The sequence below is a fragment of the Aestuariivirga sp. genome (genome assembly GCF_965227715.1).
Classification (GTDB): Bacteria; Pseudomonadota; Alphaproteobacteria; order Rhizobiales; family Aestuariivirgaceae; genus Aestuariivirga.
In genome coordinates, this window is the sequence record NZ_OZ245771.1 from 3,198,521 (window position 1) to 3,212,923 (window position 14,403).

15 protein-coding genes are annotated in these 14,403 nt (G+C 60.2%); 9 read left to right on the plus strand and 6 right to left on the minus strand.

Translation table 11 applies throughout. The annotated features are described in order from the left end of the window. The first annotated feature begins 29 nt into the window (after nucleotides 1-29). Both ACO06F_RS15245 and ACO06F_RS15250 read left to right on the plus strand, forming a co-directional pair. Nucleotides 30-506, plus strand: coding sequence for an Lrp/AsnC family transcriptional regulator (locus tag ACO06F_RS15245; protein ID WP_421693597.1), 477 nt, complete (start codon nucleotides 30-32; stop codon nucleotides 504-506). 59 nt (nucleotides 507-565) lie between these two features. Next, on the plus strand, nucleotides 566-1,279 hold the full coding sequence (locus ACO06F_RS15250) for a GntR family transcriptional regulator (protein WP_421693598.1): 714 nt from the start codon (nucleotides 566-568) through the stop codon (nucleotides 1,277-1,279). A 33-nt stretch (nucleotides 1,280-1,312) separates the two neighbouring features. On the opposite strand, the gene ACO06F_RS15255 is transcribed toward ACO06F_RS15250, so the two are convergent. Beyond that, nucleotides 1,313-2,236 (minus strand): SMP-30/gluconolactonase/LRE family protein, encoded by a 924-nt coding sequence (locus tag ACO06F_RS15255; RefSeq protein WP_421693599.1) that lies wholly within the window; start codon nucleotides 2,234-2,236, stop codon nucleotides 1,313-1,315. Between the two features lie 236 nt (nucleotides 2,237-2,472). On the opposite strand from ACO06F_RS15255, the gene ACO06F_RS15260 reads away from it, so the two are divergent. The 6 genes from ACO06F_RS15260 to ACO06F_RS15285 are packed head-to-tail and all read left to right on the plus strand — an operon-like array spanning nucleotide 2,473 to nucleotide 9,177. Beyond that, nucleotides 2,473-3,495, plus strand: coding sequence for an ABC transporter substrate-binding protein (locus ACO06F_RS15260; RefSeq protein ID WP_421693600.1), 1,023 nt, complete (start codon nucleotides 2,473-2,475; stop codon nucleotides 3,493-3,495). A gap of 25 nt (nucleotides 3,496-3,520) precedes the next feature. Continuing rightward, a complete protein-coding gene (locus ACO06F_RS15265) occupies nucleotides 3,521-4,987 on the plus strand; it encodes a sugar ABC transporter ATP-binding protein (RefSeq protein WP_421693601.1) in 1,467 nt (488 codons plus the stop codon). Further along, entirely contained in the window at nucleotides 4,984-5,955 is a 972-nt protein-coding gene (locus ACO06F_RS15270) for an ABC transporter permease (RefSeq protein ID WP_421693602.1), read from the plus strand. The genes ACO06F_RS15265 and ACO06F_RS15270 overlap by 4 nt, the downstream gene beginning before the upstream one ends. A gap of 4 nt (nucleotides 5,956-5,959) precedes the next feature. Continuing rightward, nucleotides 5,960-6,907 carry an ABC transporter permease gene (locus ACO06F_RS15275; RefSeq protein WP_421693603.1) on the plus strand — a complete coding sequence of 316 codons (948 nt, stop codon included), beginning with the start codon at nucleotides 5,960-5,962 and terminating at the stop codon, nucleotides 6,905-6,907. A 34-nt stretch (nucleotides 6,908-6,941) separates the two neighbouring features. Beyond that, nucleotides 6,942-7,778, plus strand: coding sequence for an HpcH/HpaI aldolase family protein (locus ACO06F_RS15280; RefSeq protein WP_421693604.1), 837 nt, complete (start codon nucleotides 6,942-6,944; stop codon nucleotides 7,776-7,778). A 1-nt stretch (nucleotide 7,779) separates the two neighbouring features. Further along, entirely contained in the window at nucleotides 7,780-9,177 is a 1,398-nt protein-coding gene (locus tag ACO06F_RS15285; RefSeq protein WP_421693605.1) for an FAD-binding oxidoreductase, read from the plus strand. Between the two features lie 854 nt (nucleotides 9,178-10,031). On the opposite strand, the gene ACO06F_RS15290 is transcribed toward ACO06F_RS15285, so the two are convergent. The 5 genes from ACO06F_RS15290 to ACO06F_RS15310 are packed head-to-tail and all read right to left on the minus strand — an operon-like array spanning nucleotide 10,032 to nucleotide 13,404. Further along, complete coding sequence (locus ACO06F_RS15290; protein ID WP_421693606.1) at nucleotides 10,032-10,391, minus strand: Lin0512 family protein; 360 nt, start codon at nucleotides 10,389-10,391, stop codon at nucleotides 10,032-10,034. Further along, entirely contained in the window at nucleotides 10,382-10,741 is a 360-nt protein-coding gene (locus ACO06F_RS15295; protein ID WP_421693607.1) for a Lin0512 family protein, read from the minus strand. The genes ACO06F_RS15290 and ACO06F_RS15295 overlap by 10 nt, the downstream gene beginning before the upstream one ends. A gap of 21 nt (nucleotides 10,742-10,762) precedes the next feature. Then, on the minus strand, nucleotides 10,763-11,605 hold the full coding sequence (locus tag ACO06F_RS15300) for an alpha/beta fold hydrolase (protein WP_421693608.1): 843 nt from the start codon (nucleotides 11,603-11,605) through the stop codon (nucleotides 10,763-10,765). Between the two features lie 17 nt (nucleotides 11,606-11,622). Further along, nucleotides 11,623-12,387 carry an SDR family NAD(P)-dependent oxidoreductase gene (locus ACO06F_RS15305; RefSeq protein WP_421693609.1) on the minus strand — a complete coding sequence of 255 codons (765 nt, stop codon included), beginning with the start codon at nucleotides 12,385-12,387 and terminating at the stop codon, nucleotides 11,623-11,625. A 27-nt stretch (nucleotides 12,388-12,414) separates the two neighbouring features. Further along, nucleotides 12,415-13,404 carry an acetamidase/formamidase family protein gene (locus tag ACO06F_RS15310; protein ID WP_421693610.1) on the minus strand — a complete coding sequence of 330 codons (990 nt, stop codon included), beginning with the start codon at nucleotides 13,402-13,404 and terminating at the stop codon, nucleotides 12,415-12,417. A gap of 288 nt (nucleotides 13,405-13,692) precedes the next feature. Here ACO06F_RS15310 and ACO06F_RS15315 point away from each other — a divergent pair, with 288 nt between their 5' ends. Next, entirely contained in the window at nucleotides 13,693-14,307 is a 615-nt protein-coding gene (locus ACO06F_RS15315; RefSeq protein WP_421693611.1) for a GAF domain-containing protein, read from the plus strand. Nucleotides 14,308-14,403 lie beyond the last annotated feature (96 nt).

Below are 14,403 nucleotides of genomic sequence, written 5' to 3' on the forward strand. Positions count from 1 at the left end.
ACTTCGCGACTGGTGGACTGTGCCAAGAAATGAAGATCGACGAGATCGATAGGAAGCTGATCGCCTACCTGCAGGCCAACTGCCTCTTGACCGTCCAGGATCTGGCGGAACGAGTTGGATTGTCTGCTTCGCCATGCGCCAGGCGCATCCGCCTTTTGGAAAAGGCGGGCGTCATCAAGGGCTATGTCGCGGTGATCGATCTGATGAAAGTAGGTCTTCCGATCAGTGTTTTCGTTTCCGTAAAGCTGGAGCGCCAGCGCGAGGAGGAACTCGATCGGTTTTCCGAGGCTATCATGCGCTGGCCGGAGGTGGCCGACTGCTATCTGATGACGGGCCAGAGAGACTATTTACTACGGGTCGTCGTATCAGATCTCGCATCCTTTGAGCGTTTTCTGAAGGACAAGCTGACGCGCCTCGAAGGGGTTGCCTCGATCGAGTCCAGTTTCGCGCTGGGAGAAGTTAAGCGTTCGCTTGTCGTGCCCCTTGAGAGTCGGCGTCCCGTTTAACTGTCTTGAAAGCCATCATTGTCGTGGTACCTTAGAGGCAGGAAACTTTAGGGCATGACATGCTGACGACTGGACTCACGATCGACCGCCCTCGGTCGCTGGCTGCGACCGTGGCCGACCGTCTGCGCCAGGCAATCATCGACATGGAGATTCCGCTCGGCAGCGAGCTTTCGGAAGTGGCCGTTGCGGAGCAGCTCGGCGTGAGCCGCACGCCGGTGCGCGAGGCGCTGTCTCTGCTTCAGCAACAGGGCATGGTGATGATCATTCCGCAGAAGGGGAGCTATGTCTTTTTCCCCAGCGAGCAGGACATCATTGACCTTTGCGAGTTCCGAATCGTGATCGAGAGCAGGGCTGTGTCCTTTGCCATGGTGCGTCAGCGGGAGGCGACACTGAAGGCGCTGCGCAAGTCCATCGCCGGCATGGAGCAGGCCCGCGAGAGGCGGGACCCCGTCGCCTATTCGCGAGCCGATACGACATTTCACGAGGCTTTCATCGCCAACTGCCGGAATAAGTACCTTCAGGCGAGCTACGCCCTCGTGGCGGGACCCATCGCGACTATGCGGTCTCATCTCTCGATCCCGCTCGCGGGAGTGCAGAACCGTTCCTACATGCATCACAAGCAGATCGCGGACGCCTTTGAAGAGGGTGACATATTGGTCATCGAGCCGGTGCTGACCGAACATATCCTCGCCACTCGGCAGTCCTATGTGCAGGCGTTGCAGCAGGGCTTGATCGGTGGACAGGGGCGCACCGAAAAGGGGGCGGACACCTGAGAGGCTGCGCCGCAGCCGGGGGAAATCACCGGTTCAGAAGGTGCGGGCACCCGTGACTGGCAGCCTGACGCCATAGAGCGCGGTGGTGCCGCAGATGTAGAGGTAGTTTCGTTTTGGTCCGCCAAAACAGACGTTTGCCACGACCTCCGGAACGAGGATTTTGCCGATAAGCGTGCCGTCTGGATCATAGCAATGTACGCCGTCGCCAGCGCTTGTCCAGATGCGGCCTTCGTCATCAAGGCGCAGGCCGTCGAAAAAGCCGGCCGACGATTTGGCGAAGACTTCGCCGCCTGAAATCTTGCCGCCGTTGCCCACATTAAAGCGGCGGATGTGCTGCGGTCCGTCCTTACGGTGGCTGCGGCCGGTGTCGACGATGTAGAGCAGGCTCTCGTCGGGCGAGAAGGCGATGCCATTGGGCTGAACGAAATCATCCGCGACGACACTCAGCGCGCCTGATTGCGGGTCGATGCGGTAGACACGGTTGGCTTTCTGCTCGCTCTCGCCCTTGCAGCCCTCGTAGTCCGAATCGATGCCGTAGGTCGGATCGGTGAACCACAGACTGCCGTCGAATTTGACCACAACGTCGTTGGGGCTGTTGAGGCGCTTGCCGTCATAGCTGTCGGCCAGAGTGGTGACGCTGCCGTCGATCTCGGTGCGCGAGACGCGGCGGTTGCCGTGCTCGCAGGTAACGAGGCGACCCTGTTGATCCACTGTGTTGCCGTTGGAGTTGCCGGACGGTTGCCTGAAGACGCTCACGGCGTTGCTGCACTCGTCAAACCGTAGCATCCGGTTGTTGGGAATGTCGGACCACACGAGGTATCGACCCGCGGGAAAATAGGCCGGCCCCTCCGCCCAACGGCAGCCGGCATGGAGCAAATCGAGCCGCGCCGTTCCCACGAATAACCGTTCGAATCGGGGGTCGAGAACCTCGAAACAGCTCGCAACTTGATCAGCCATGTCATCCTCCCATTTTGTGACTTGCCACTCAGTGTGTGTATACTGTACCTTAGGTCCAGCAGGCGCAAGGCCTGTACGCGGACCATCGAGATCGGAATCATCCGGCGAGTTTCGTCCGATTTGGGAGATCGGCAAGACCAGGATTGCGGTGCTGGGTGGAAACGGGAGCGGCTTCGGCCGGGTTCTCCCGTGCGCGGAATGACAACCGATTTCAATCCAAGAATGGGAGGACATCCATGAAACTCAAGACTTCGCTTCTCGCGGCTGTTGCAATCGCCGCCGCCTTCGCGACACCTTCGCTCGCCGACACGTCGGGCAAGAAGATCGCGCTTTCCAACGGCTATGCTGGAAACTCCTGGCGCCAAGCGATGTTGGCCAGCTGGGACAAGACCGGCAAGCAGGCGGTCGCCGACAAGGTCGTGGCCGCCGCCGACGCCTATACCACCGCTGCCCGCGAAGCGCCGCAACAGGCCGCCCAGATCCAGAACCTCATCCTCCAGGGCTATGACGCAATTGTGCTCAACGCCTTGTCCCCGGATTCGTTGAACGGCGCCGTCAAGCAGGCCTGCGTTGCCGGCATCGTGGTCGTCGCCTTTGACGGCCTCGTGACTGAGCCATGCGCCTACCGCGTCACCGTCGACCTCGCCGGGACCTATGGCGCGGAACAGGTGCGCCAGATGGCCAAGCGCCTGCCCAATGGCGGAAACATTCTATATATTCGCGGCGTTGCCGGCACCAGCATCGACGATGACATCACCAAGGGCGTGATGGAAGAGATCAAGAAGTATCCAAACCTCAAGATCGTCTCGACCGTGAACGGCGACTGGGACCAGACAACGGCCCAGAAGGCAGTGACCGGCGTGCTGCCCTCACTGCCGCAGATCGACGGCATCATCGACCAGGGCGGAGACGGCTACGGTTCGGCAGAAGCCTTCCGCGCCGCGGGACGCCCGCTCCCCGTCATCATGCTGGGCAACCGCAAGGACGAGTTGGTGTGGTGGAAGAAGCAGATAACCGAAAACGGCAAATACGACACCTGGTCGGCATCCGAAGCTCCCGGCATGGCCACCTTTGCCTTCTGGGTCGCCCAGCAGATTCTGGACGGCAAAGAAGTCCCGCATGACGTGCCTATGGGCATTCTTGAGGTTGATGCTGCATCCCTGGATGCGCAGCTCGCTGCAACACCCGACGGTAGCGTTGCCAATGTGGAGTACAGCCAGGACGAGGTCGCGAAGGCCATCGCAGAGGCGTCAAAGTAAACACTCACCAGTCAGTAACACAACAATGAGCAATGGGACCGGCCAAATCATCCACCTGCAACAGGTGGTCAAGACCTTCGGCCCCGTTGCCGCCCTGGGCGGTGTCGATTTCACGGTGAATCCTGGAGAGTGCCTGGGACTCGTCGGCCACAATGGCGCCGGCAAATCCACGCTTATGCATGTTCTGGCAGGAGCGCTTCAGCCGACGAGCGGACGCATTGAGATCGCCGGCGAGGAGCAGCTCAACTACTCGGTGGCGTTGGCCCGGAGGCTCGGCATTCGCTGCGTGTTCCAGGAGCTTTCGCTCTGCCCTAACCTGAGCGTAGCGGAAAATACTATGGTCAACAATGTGGGCATCAGAGGCGGCGGATGGCGCAAGCGCGCCGGCGCGCTCATCCGAGCGAAGCTCGATGAGATTTTCCCCGGCCACGGAATCAATCCCTCGCAAGCGGTGGGTGATCTCACTATCGGGCGGCGTCAGATGGTCGAGGTCGCACGCGCCTTCACCACGTCGGGAGATCTGCTGCGCCTTGTGATCCTTGATGAGCCCACATCCGCGCTGGACGCGCATGCGTCGCGCCAATTGCTGGCCTTCGTGAGGAAGGTAACTGCGGCCGGAATCAGCTGCATCTTCATTTCCCATATGCTCAACGAGATACTACGTTCGACGGACCGCGTGGTGGTCATGCGCGACGGCAAGGCGGCGGTGACCGGTGCCACGGCGGAGTTCGACCGCGATAGGCTGGTGCGCGCCATGGGAGGAGAACACCGCAGCACCACCTCGGTTTTGACAGTGGCAGAGCGCCGGACCGATGCGCCGCCCTGCGTGCGCGCGAAACCAGCCCGCCAGAATGGCGGCATAGAGCTCACGGCGCGTGCAGGAGAAGTCATCGGCCTTGCCGGCCTCGCAAGCCATGGGCAGACCCAACTGCTAATGCGCATCTTCGAGGCCGCGGAACGACCCGTCTCCGGTGTCGAGGTCAAGAAGCCCGTCTCCTTTGTCGCGGGAGACCGGCAGTCCGACGGTATATTCTGCCTGTGGTCGATCGCAGAGAACATAGGCATCCGCTCCCTGCGGGCGCTGCGCAAGGGCTTGCTGATTTCGCCCGAACGCGAGGACGCGCTTTCGGCGAGTTGGCAGAAGCGCATCAACATCCGCACACCCGACATGCACAACTCGATCACGTCGCTATCCGGCGGGAACCAGCAGAAGGCGCTGTTCGCACGTGCTCTGTCGTCAGATGCCGAGATCGTGCTGATGGACGATCCCATGCGAGGTGTCGACATTAACACCAAGCTGGAAGTCTATGCGATCATCCGCGAGGAGGCTGCTCGGGGACGAACATTCATCTGGTACACGACCGAGACCGAAGAACTCAACAACTGCGACCATGTCTATGTTCTGCGTGACGGCCGCATCGTGGCTGATCTAAGCCGTGACGAGATCACCGAGGAGAGGGTCATCGACTCATCCTTCAAGGAGTTCGCATGACCGACAATTTGGACGCGGCGTCGCTCAACAGCACGGCCTCGGCCACGGCGCGCCGGATGATGCGCTCGGCATTGCCCGCTGTGTCCCTGGCCGTCATGTTGCTGGCGATCGCCTGGCTCAATCCGCGCGCCATCAGCTACATGGGCTTCAACCTCATGCTGAGCCTCGCCATTCCAGTCGCGCTCGCCACTGTGGCTCAGCTCTTCGTGATCGCCGTAAATGATCTCGACCTGTCGGTGGGATTCTTCGTGAGCTTCGTCGCCTGTGTCACAGTGACCTGGCTTAACGACTCGCCTGCGCTCGGGATCGCCCTGCTGCTGGGTGGTATTCTCGTCTATGCTGCGGTGGGCGCACTCGTTTACCTGCGCGATCTGCCGTCGATCGTGGTGACGCTGGGCATGAGCTTCGTCTGGCAGGGGCTCGCGCTCATGGTGTTGCCAAAGCCCGGCGGCCAAGCACCTGCTTGGTTGCAGTCACTAATGAAGCTGCAGACGCCGCTCATACCCTTTCCTGTCGTTGCCGCCGTCCTGATCGGCTTCGTGGTTCACCTCGGCCTGATGCAGACCTCCTATGGAACGATCATGCGTGGCGCGGGCGGTAACCCCAACTCCGTTCGACGTGCTGGATGGTCTATCCTCAAGATCAAGATGCTTGCCTTCGCGCTTGCGGGACTGTTCGGCGTCCTCTCTGGAATGGCGCTCGTGGGTCTATCGACGGCAGCGGATGCCTCGATCGGGGCGGGCTATACGCTGCTCGCCATCGCCGGTGTGATCCTGGGCGGTGGCGAATTTGTCGGCGGGCGGGTTTCGCCCATTGGCGCTGTCATCGGTGCGCTGACACTAACTCTCGCATCATCCTCACTACTGTCCTTCATGCGCATTCCTCCTGACTGGCAGATCGGAGCCAATGGCGTGATTCTCGTCGTGGTCCTTGCAGCGCGCGCCCTGCTCGGCAGCAGGGAGGGGTAGTACGATGCTGGCGAAAATCCTTCGCAAGCCGTGGATATGGTCGTTCGCCGGGGCGCTGCTGGTCTTTCTCGCCTCTGCCGCCTTCACAGGCGGTCAGGGGGCCGGGGGCGTGGCGGTCGCTGCCCTCTCACTCGCCGCCTTCACGGTCGTAGTGGGCGTTGGCCAGATGTTTGTCATCTCGCTCGGACCTGGCAATGTCGACCTGTCGCTGCCAGCCAACATCGGCCTCGCGAGCGCGGTTGCGATGAAAGTCATGGGCGGTGTCGACAGCATGATCGTGGTGGGCATCGCCGCGGCCCTTCTGAGCGGCGTCGCGATCGGCATATTCAATTACGGCCTGATCCGCGTGCTGCGCATCCCGCCCATTATCGCGACGTTGTCGTCGAGCTTCATCATCCAGTCGATCGACATCAGTTATGGACGGGGTCTGCAGGTGAAGCCGCCCGAGGGATTTGCCGCCTTCACCGACTGGAAGCTCGCCGGGGTACCGCTGTTCGTCTTCCTCATCATGGCTTTCTCCGCCGCGATGGCCGTCGTCCTGCGGCGGATGATTTACGGTCGTTCGGTGTTGGCCGTCGGGCAGAACATGAGGGCCGCCTGGCTGGCGGGCGTCAAGGTGGAGCGCGTACGCTTTCTCACCTATGCCCTATGTGGCGCGCTCGGTGGACTCAGCGGATCCCTACTGGCCGCATATTTCCGGGGTTCTTCTGTGGACATCGGTGCTGAGTACTTGCTCGCCTCTATTGCCGTGGTGGTGATCGGAGGGACATCCGTCTCAGGCGGCCGCGCCAATGTGCCGGGCCTGTGGGGAGCTGCACTGTTTCTGGTCCTTCTACAGATCATGCTAAATACCTTCGGAGCGGAGCCGGGAGTGCGGCTTCTCGTGACGGGGATAGTGATAATCGGAGTGATCACCGCAGCGGGCGGGAACAGGCTGTCGAGTGCGTCATGAACTATCCCACACGTTTTTCAATCAACCTGCACCTATGAAGGACAAAAAAGTGTTCAAGGAAAACACTCTGAAGAAGCGGATCTGTAATGGCGAGCAGCTCTTTGGCGCCTGGATCGAGACTGGCAGTGCAACCAATGTCGAGATATTGGCACATCTCGGCTTCGACTACCTACTCATCGATCTGGAACATGGACAGGGTGACCTCAGCGACCTCATCGCCATGTTGCGCGCGGCGAAGGTGGCCGATACGCCCTGCGTCGTGCGCGTGCCTTGGAACGACCCCGTCTATCTGAAGCGCGTCTTGGACGCGGGCGCGGACAGCTTAATGATACCGATGGTGGAGAACGCCGCTGAGGCCAAGGCCGCGGTCCGCGCCTGCCGCTACCCGCCGGAAGGCACACGGGGCTACGCCGCCCCCGCTGTTCGCGCTTCCAACTACGGTTCGATGAAGGACTACATGATCCGCGCCAATGCAAACCTCCTGCTCATCCTGCAGATCGAGACGGAGGCGGCGGTAAGAGAAGCGGCAGCAATCGCCGACGTGGATGGCGTGGACATTATGTTCCTCGGCGTCAATGATATGGCGGGCTCGATCGGCCGCTTGGAGCAGCTTGATCACGCGGACGCCCGCGCGCTCGTAGCGACTGCCGAAACGACGCTGAAGGCGAAGGGCGCGGTCCTGGGCACAGTGCCGAGTACCGGGGCTAGCTGGCAATCCCTTTTCGAATCTGGATACCAGTTCGTGCCGGTGGCGAGTGACGTCGGTCTGATGCGAGATGCCGCGGTCGCCTGTATTGCCGAGCAGCGCCAGTTCAAGCTGAAGGTCGCCGCTCCGTCCTCCTCCTCGAAGCCGATGGCAGCGGGCTACTGAAATGCGGGATCCTGCAGACGATAGCGTGGTTGCGGCACTTAAGGCTGCCCTGGGCAGCGCGGTGTTGGCGGGCGATGATGTGCCGGCGCGCAACTACAATGATTGGAGCACGCTGCCGCCATTGAAGCCCATAGCCGTGGTACGGCCCGCGGACGAGCAAGGCGTCGCGACTGCCATGAAGATCTGTGCTGCCCATGGCGTGCCGGTGGTGCCACAGGGTGGGCTCACGGGCCTTGCGGGAGGGGCGACCCCGGTTCCAGGCTCGGTGGTCATCTCGCTCGAGCGACTCACGGGTATCGAGGAGATCGACGCCAATTCCGCTACCATGATCGTGAAGTCCGGCACGCCACTCGAGGTTGTGCAGCGGGCGGCAGACGACGCAGGTTTCTTTTTTGCGCTCGATCTCGGAGCGCGAGGCACCTGCACAGTAGGCGGCAATCTGTCGACCAATGCAGGGGGCAACCGCGTCATCCGCTATGGCATGATGCGGGACCTTGTACTTGGCCTTGAGGTAGTGCTGCCCGATGGCACGCTGTTGAAGAGCCTCAACAAGATGATAAAGAACAACGCGGGCTATGACCTCAAGCAGCTGTTCATCGGCAGCGAGGGAACTCTCGGCATTGTGACACGCATCGTGTTGCGGCTTCACCCGCGGCCTGCCTGCACATCGGCCGCGATGTGCGGGCTCGCAAGTTTCGAGGACGTCCTTGGCCTTCTTGCCAGTGCGCGCCGCTCGCTAGGCCCACATCTTTCGGCCTTCGAGGTAATGTGGCCGGACTACTGGAGTGTGGCCACAGGCCGCGTGCCGGGTGTCAGGAGCCCGCTCTCGGGCGAACATGCGTTCTATGTGCTGGTTGAGGCGCAGGGAAGCGATGCAGTGGCCGACCCGCAGAAATTTGAAAGCTGGCTGGCCGACTGCCTGGAGCACGGTATCGTCGCGGATGTTGCGCTGGCGCAGTCGCTCGCGGACATTAAATCGTTCTGGGCGACGCGCGATGCCGCATCCGAATTCGTGCAGGTTCTTGGGCCGAACATCTCCTATGACATCGGGCTCTCGGTCAGCGGCATGGACAACTATGCAAGGGAGTGCCGTGCGGAACTGGCCCGTCGCGTTCCAGGTTCGCTCGCGCTATTCTACGGCCACATTGCTGATGGAAACATGCATATAGTCGTGTGTGTGCGAGATGCTCCGCAACAACCGGTGTCGGAGGTGAATGCCGTTGTGTACGACCTAGTCCGCGAGCATCGCGGCACTGTCTCTGCGGAGCACGGAATCGGCGTCACTAAAAAGTCCTATCTGTCCTACACGCGAAGCCCCGAGGAGCTCGAACTCATGACCACAATCAAGTTGGCGCTAGACCCGGCGGGCTTGCTGAATCCTGGCAAGGTGTTGGGATAGGAGACGCGTGAGCCACGCAATCGGGCCCGCCTGCCTATGAATTCCGCGCTTCCATCTGTTTCGAGGATTGTCCAACGACTGCGAGCTTCGCTTGCCAAGTTGGTGCCGTTGATGGCGAGATCAGCCGCATCCTGTCGCTTGCCTTCCTGGCTCCCGATATCGTTCAGACTATTGTCGAAAGTCGGCAGCCGGCCGAACTCACATTACGCAAGCTCATCCGACTCAAGCCACTGCCGGCTGGATGGGCAGATCAGCGGCATGTCCTGGAGTTCGATCTGCTCTGACACGGGCTCGCGCCCTCCGAGACGGGCCCGCATTTTGCCCCAAGAAGAACCGGAAAGCAGCGTCTCCCGCCCTGAAGGCCGATGCAGGTTATTGCCCAAGCTGCGGAAATAACCCGGCTATTCCGGGGGTAGGCTCAGACGGCGCGCAATCCCCCGTGATTTGAAAGTCTTGGCGGCAAAGTCCTTGTTCCCGGAAACCGGGACTTTACTGCCCACACCAGGGGTATTCTGCGCGGCCAAACAGGGATCCCATCTGGCGCAGTCAGGCGACGCGGTCCCCGGGGCCACTAACATTGGGCGAACATCTGCCGAGTAGCCAGGACCGGCAAAGCAGTCAATATCTGGCAGGGGAAAGGACTGAAAGGTTGTTGGTGAGGAGTGCCGGATCATGTCCCACGGTCTTGAAATTGAATACCTGCCCCTCGTGGCCCCAAACCCTACCCGCGCAATGCGCGCACCCACAGCCGGAAGCAGGTCCGGCAGATAGCCGGCGCCATCGAGGAGTTGCCACCACGCCCAAGTGACGAAAGGCGATGCTGCCGCAAACAAACTTGAGCGGCGTTTCACGGGTTATGGGAAGCCGAGGTACTCCTCTAGATCCAGCCTTACGGCGACGCCTGCTATGGCTATGACCGACACACCGCCGCGCTCCTCGTCGGGAACGTCGAGGCCGCCCTTCATCACCTTCACGGTGACCTGTCCATGCGGCAGACTGGTGGCGATCGCCGTCTTGTCCACCTTGTCGGGCTGCTGAACGCCAATGGTGACCTCTATCTGCATTGTCTTCGGTTCAACACCCAGGGTGCGCAAGAACGGTAAACTGGAATGGTGGATGCAGTCCTGCACGGCTCGCAGTGCCGCTTTCGTATAGTCGCCACCGTGCATGTCATTCCCATGTCCCATTTCGAGGATGATGCGCTTCACGGCCATTGTTTTTTCTCCGGGATATCGAGATATACGATGGCTGCTGCATTGGCCATCAGTGTCAGATTGGTACCTTCGTCATTCATGATCTCGAGGCCGCCCTCGACGACCTCGATAGTCGATTTGCCATAGGGCAGCGTCGCTGCGACCGCGGCCTTATCAACCAGCTCCGGCTTCGGAACGCCCACCAGCACCTTGACATGCATGTCATGCGGGCTGAGGCCAACAGCATTGGCAATGGTGAGAGAGTTGTGCCACAGGGCATCCTTCAGCGCCCGGATGGCGGCTTTGGTGTAATCGGCCCCCGTGAGGTCCGTTCCCATGCCAAGTTCGACGACCATGCGTTTGAGAGCCATATCTTCTCCGGTTCGCTCTGACTAGGTTGAAAGGAATGCCGATACCTCGGCGTTGAAACGGCGGGGGTTTTCGAAGAACATGAAGTGACTTCCCCCTTCATGCTCTTCAAAGATTGAAGCCCTGGCGTTCGGATTCACGGAGGCGATCCACTCTTGTGATTCAGCTGAGAAGATGCTTCTTCGCCCACCGATGACCAGCGCTGGCAGCCGCGTGTTGGCAATCACGTCGCGCCAGTCATTGAGGCAGTGATCGAAGAGCAGATCCGCTGCAGCGGCGCGCGGCATTTTCAGGTTCTCGCTGGCGATCCAGTCCAGGTCCTCTTCCGGGAGGCCGGCTGTGAACATGCCCCTCAGGATTTCTTTGGTGCCCTCAACCGTGGCTGTCGTGCGCACCACATCGCAGAAACTCGCCACGGACTGTACGTCGGGCAGTAGACAACCAAAGGCCTTCCGGGCGTCAGCGTCCCATCCAGGCAGGGCTGCTACCATGGGTGCCTGATCGACGATGACTAGGCGCCGCAGCCTGTCCTCGCCGAATAGATCGAGATAACTCCAGATAACTGAACTTCCCATGGAATGGCCGAGCAGGTCTACGCGATCAAGCCCGAGAACGCCGATCGCCTCGTGGAGGTCCATCGCGAGACGTTGTATGCGGTGGCCGGTGTCGGCAAGAGGACTCTCGCCGTGGCTGCGCATGTCGAGGGCGATCACACGCCTGCCCTGTGCGAGTTCCTCGATGTTCCGGCCGTATTCTGCAGCTGACTGCGACCATCCGGGAATCATGAGGAGAGCAGGTCCGCTGCCAACATCAATGGCGTTCAGCACTGTCCCGACTGGAAGTGCAATGAGTTTTCTCTTTGCCATCGCTGCTCCCGCTGCGCCTAAAACTGAACGCCCTTTGTCAGGGCACCGTCGATCACGAGATTGGTTCCCATCGTGAAGCTTGAGGCCGGACTTGCCAGAAAGACGATCCCCTTGCCGATTTCCTCCGCGGTTGCCATTCGGCCCGTGGGGTTGAGCGAGAGGGCTTGCTTGAAGAGATCCGGTATGTTCTTTTCGATGTAGTGCCAGATGCCATCCGCGAAATAAACGTTGCCGGGTGACACCGAGTTCACGCGAATGAGTTTCGGCGCCAGCTTATGGGCAAGGCCATGCGCGTAGTGGATCAGCGCCGCCTTGAAGGCACCGTAGGCAGGTGATGTAAAATCGATCTCGCGACCCGACACTGATGAGACGATGACAATCGAGGGCCATTTCGACTTCTCGAGGTGAGGCAGCGCGGCGTTCACCGTACGCACCGTGTGCATCATGTCGATTTCAAATTCCGCCTGCCATGATTCCTCGGTATCCTCGGCGGCCGCCAGGGCAGACACATTGGCAATCACGATATCGATGCCACCGAGGGCCTTTCCACTCTCATGTACCCAGCCCTCGAGTTCTGCCTTGTTGCGGACATCAATTGCTCTGCCGAATGACCTCACGCCCTTACCACTGAGAGCGGAAACCGTATCATTCACATCAGCGGCGCTCCGGGCGCATACCGAGACGTTTGCACCTTCCTCCGCAAACATGTTGGCGGCACGCCGGCCAATACCTTTGGTGCCGCCAGTCACAAGCACATTCAGTCCTTTGAGGCCGAGATCCATGGTTATGTAACCTCTTTCGTGATTTCGCTATTTCCCGAGATATGCCTTCTTGATGGAGGCGCCGAGTGTGTATTTTGGGTCCACCATGTTGCCGACCCGCACGCGGCCCGCTTGCGTGAGCAGGAAATAGGCCTCGAGCTCGTCGAAACCATAATCCGCCGCAAGCCAGCGTGTGAGTTCGCGATACGCAATGCGTGCGGCATCTTCCATCGGCCGCGCGGAGCCGATGGTCATGATGAGCTCCTCTGTCTCAAGCCGCGGCCAGGCGATCTGCCAGTCCTTGATGAGGTCAACCTGGATCGTGGTGGTCGAGGGAATCTCGACGGCTACTCCGCAGAGTTCCCCGTCGCCCTGTCTTCCGTGGCAATCCCCGAGATAGAGATAGGCATCCTTGTGCAGCACCGGGAAGTAGACCACCGCACCGGGCGCTACGTCCGGCAGGTCCATGTTGCCGCCCCAGTAGTCGGGCTGCAGTGAGAGCACCGCCTCGATCAGTGGCGAGACACCGAGCGTGCCGATGAATGGTTCATAGGGGAGAGTGATGCGGTGATTGAACTTTACTCCCGCTTCCGTCACCTCATATTTCATAACGCGTTCGGGTAGCGGCGGATTCAGCATTGCCGTCTGACCGTTCGAAACGAGACCACCGAACTCGGGAATGAGGGCAGAGGTGCCAACGGGTTGCTGCCCACGCGGAGCGATCGACCTGATCGAGACGCAGAGCACGTCCCCCGGCTCGGCACCTTCTACGGCAATCGGCCCGCACTGCGGGTTGACAAATGGCATGCGCAGCTTCTGGCTGGGCAAATCCGCCACTGTCTTTATAGCACCGCCAAAAGCGTCTTCTGTTTCGGCGATAACGATGTCGCCTGGCTTGATCGTCATGACAGGCTTAGCGTAGGGCCCATAAACATAATGATAGTCGCCTTGGACTGCCTTGTTCAGCAGGTGCGTCTTGCCTTCGGCGCCGCGGGCGACTGCCTTTCGCCCCATATAGCTATCGGTGAGCCAGCTCATATTGACAGTTTCCATTTTGCAACTGCGAACGAATAAAGGAGTTCGCCTCCTCTGCAATGCAGATCATGTGCCACTGTGCATTGCAGCAGACTTCTTGCATTGCAGTAGAAGAAGAATTTCTCGCGCATGAGACTTGACACGCGATTCTTTCGCGTCTGAGGTCCGCTTCAGACAGAGGAGGTTGCGATCTCATCGTCCCACACAGATCACATCAAAGAACTCATTCGCGTCGCGGAGGGCGATCCGACTGAGCGTGATCCGATCATACTGGAGTCTTGGCGTCGCTGCGTGGGCAATCACCGGCTCGATCCAGCCGTCATGCGGCCTGCTGTCATTGTGGAAGATCCTCGCCTGCGTGAACATCGCGAAGCCATGGAGGAGCTCTTGCGCACGGCGCGCTTTGGTGTGGAGGCTCTCTACAGGCAGGTGGCGGGACTGGGCTATGTCGTGCTCCTGAGCGACAACGAGGGCATTACTGTTGACTACATTGGCGACGAGGCAACCACTGACTACCTGCGAGCGGCTGGTCTCTACATGGGGGCCGACTGGAATGAAGCGCGCGCCGGTACCAACGGCACAGGCACTTGCATCGCCACCGGAGAATCTCTCACCATTCACCAGTGTGACCATTTCGACGCCACACATATTCCACTGACCTGTACCGTAGCGCCGATCTTCGATCCGGTTGGCAACCTGTCCGCAGTTCTGGATATTTCGGCGCTCCGTTCACCACGCGAAAAGCCGAGCCAGTTCCTCGCTTTGCAAATCGTCAGGAACTTCGCCCATCGCATCGAGACTGCCAGTTTCATCCGCTCCTTCTCACGCAACTGGATCGTTAAGCTGACCGCCAACCAGGCGCTTGCAGAGGTCGATACCGACTATGTGCTTGCGCTCGATTCGTAAGGTCGCATCACGGGGTTCAATCACCATGCGCGCCAGCTCCTTGCGGAAGAGATGAAGACCGGCTGGCGTGACGCAACGCAAGCACTTGGTCGGCCT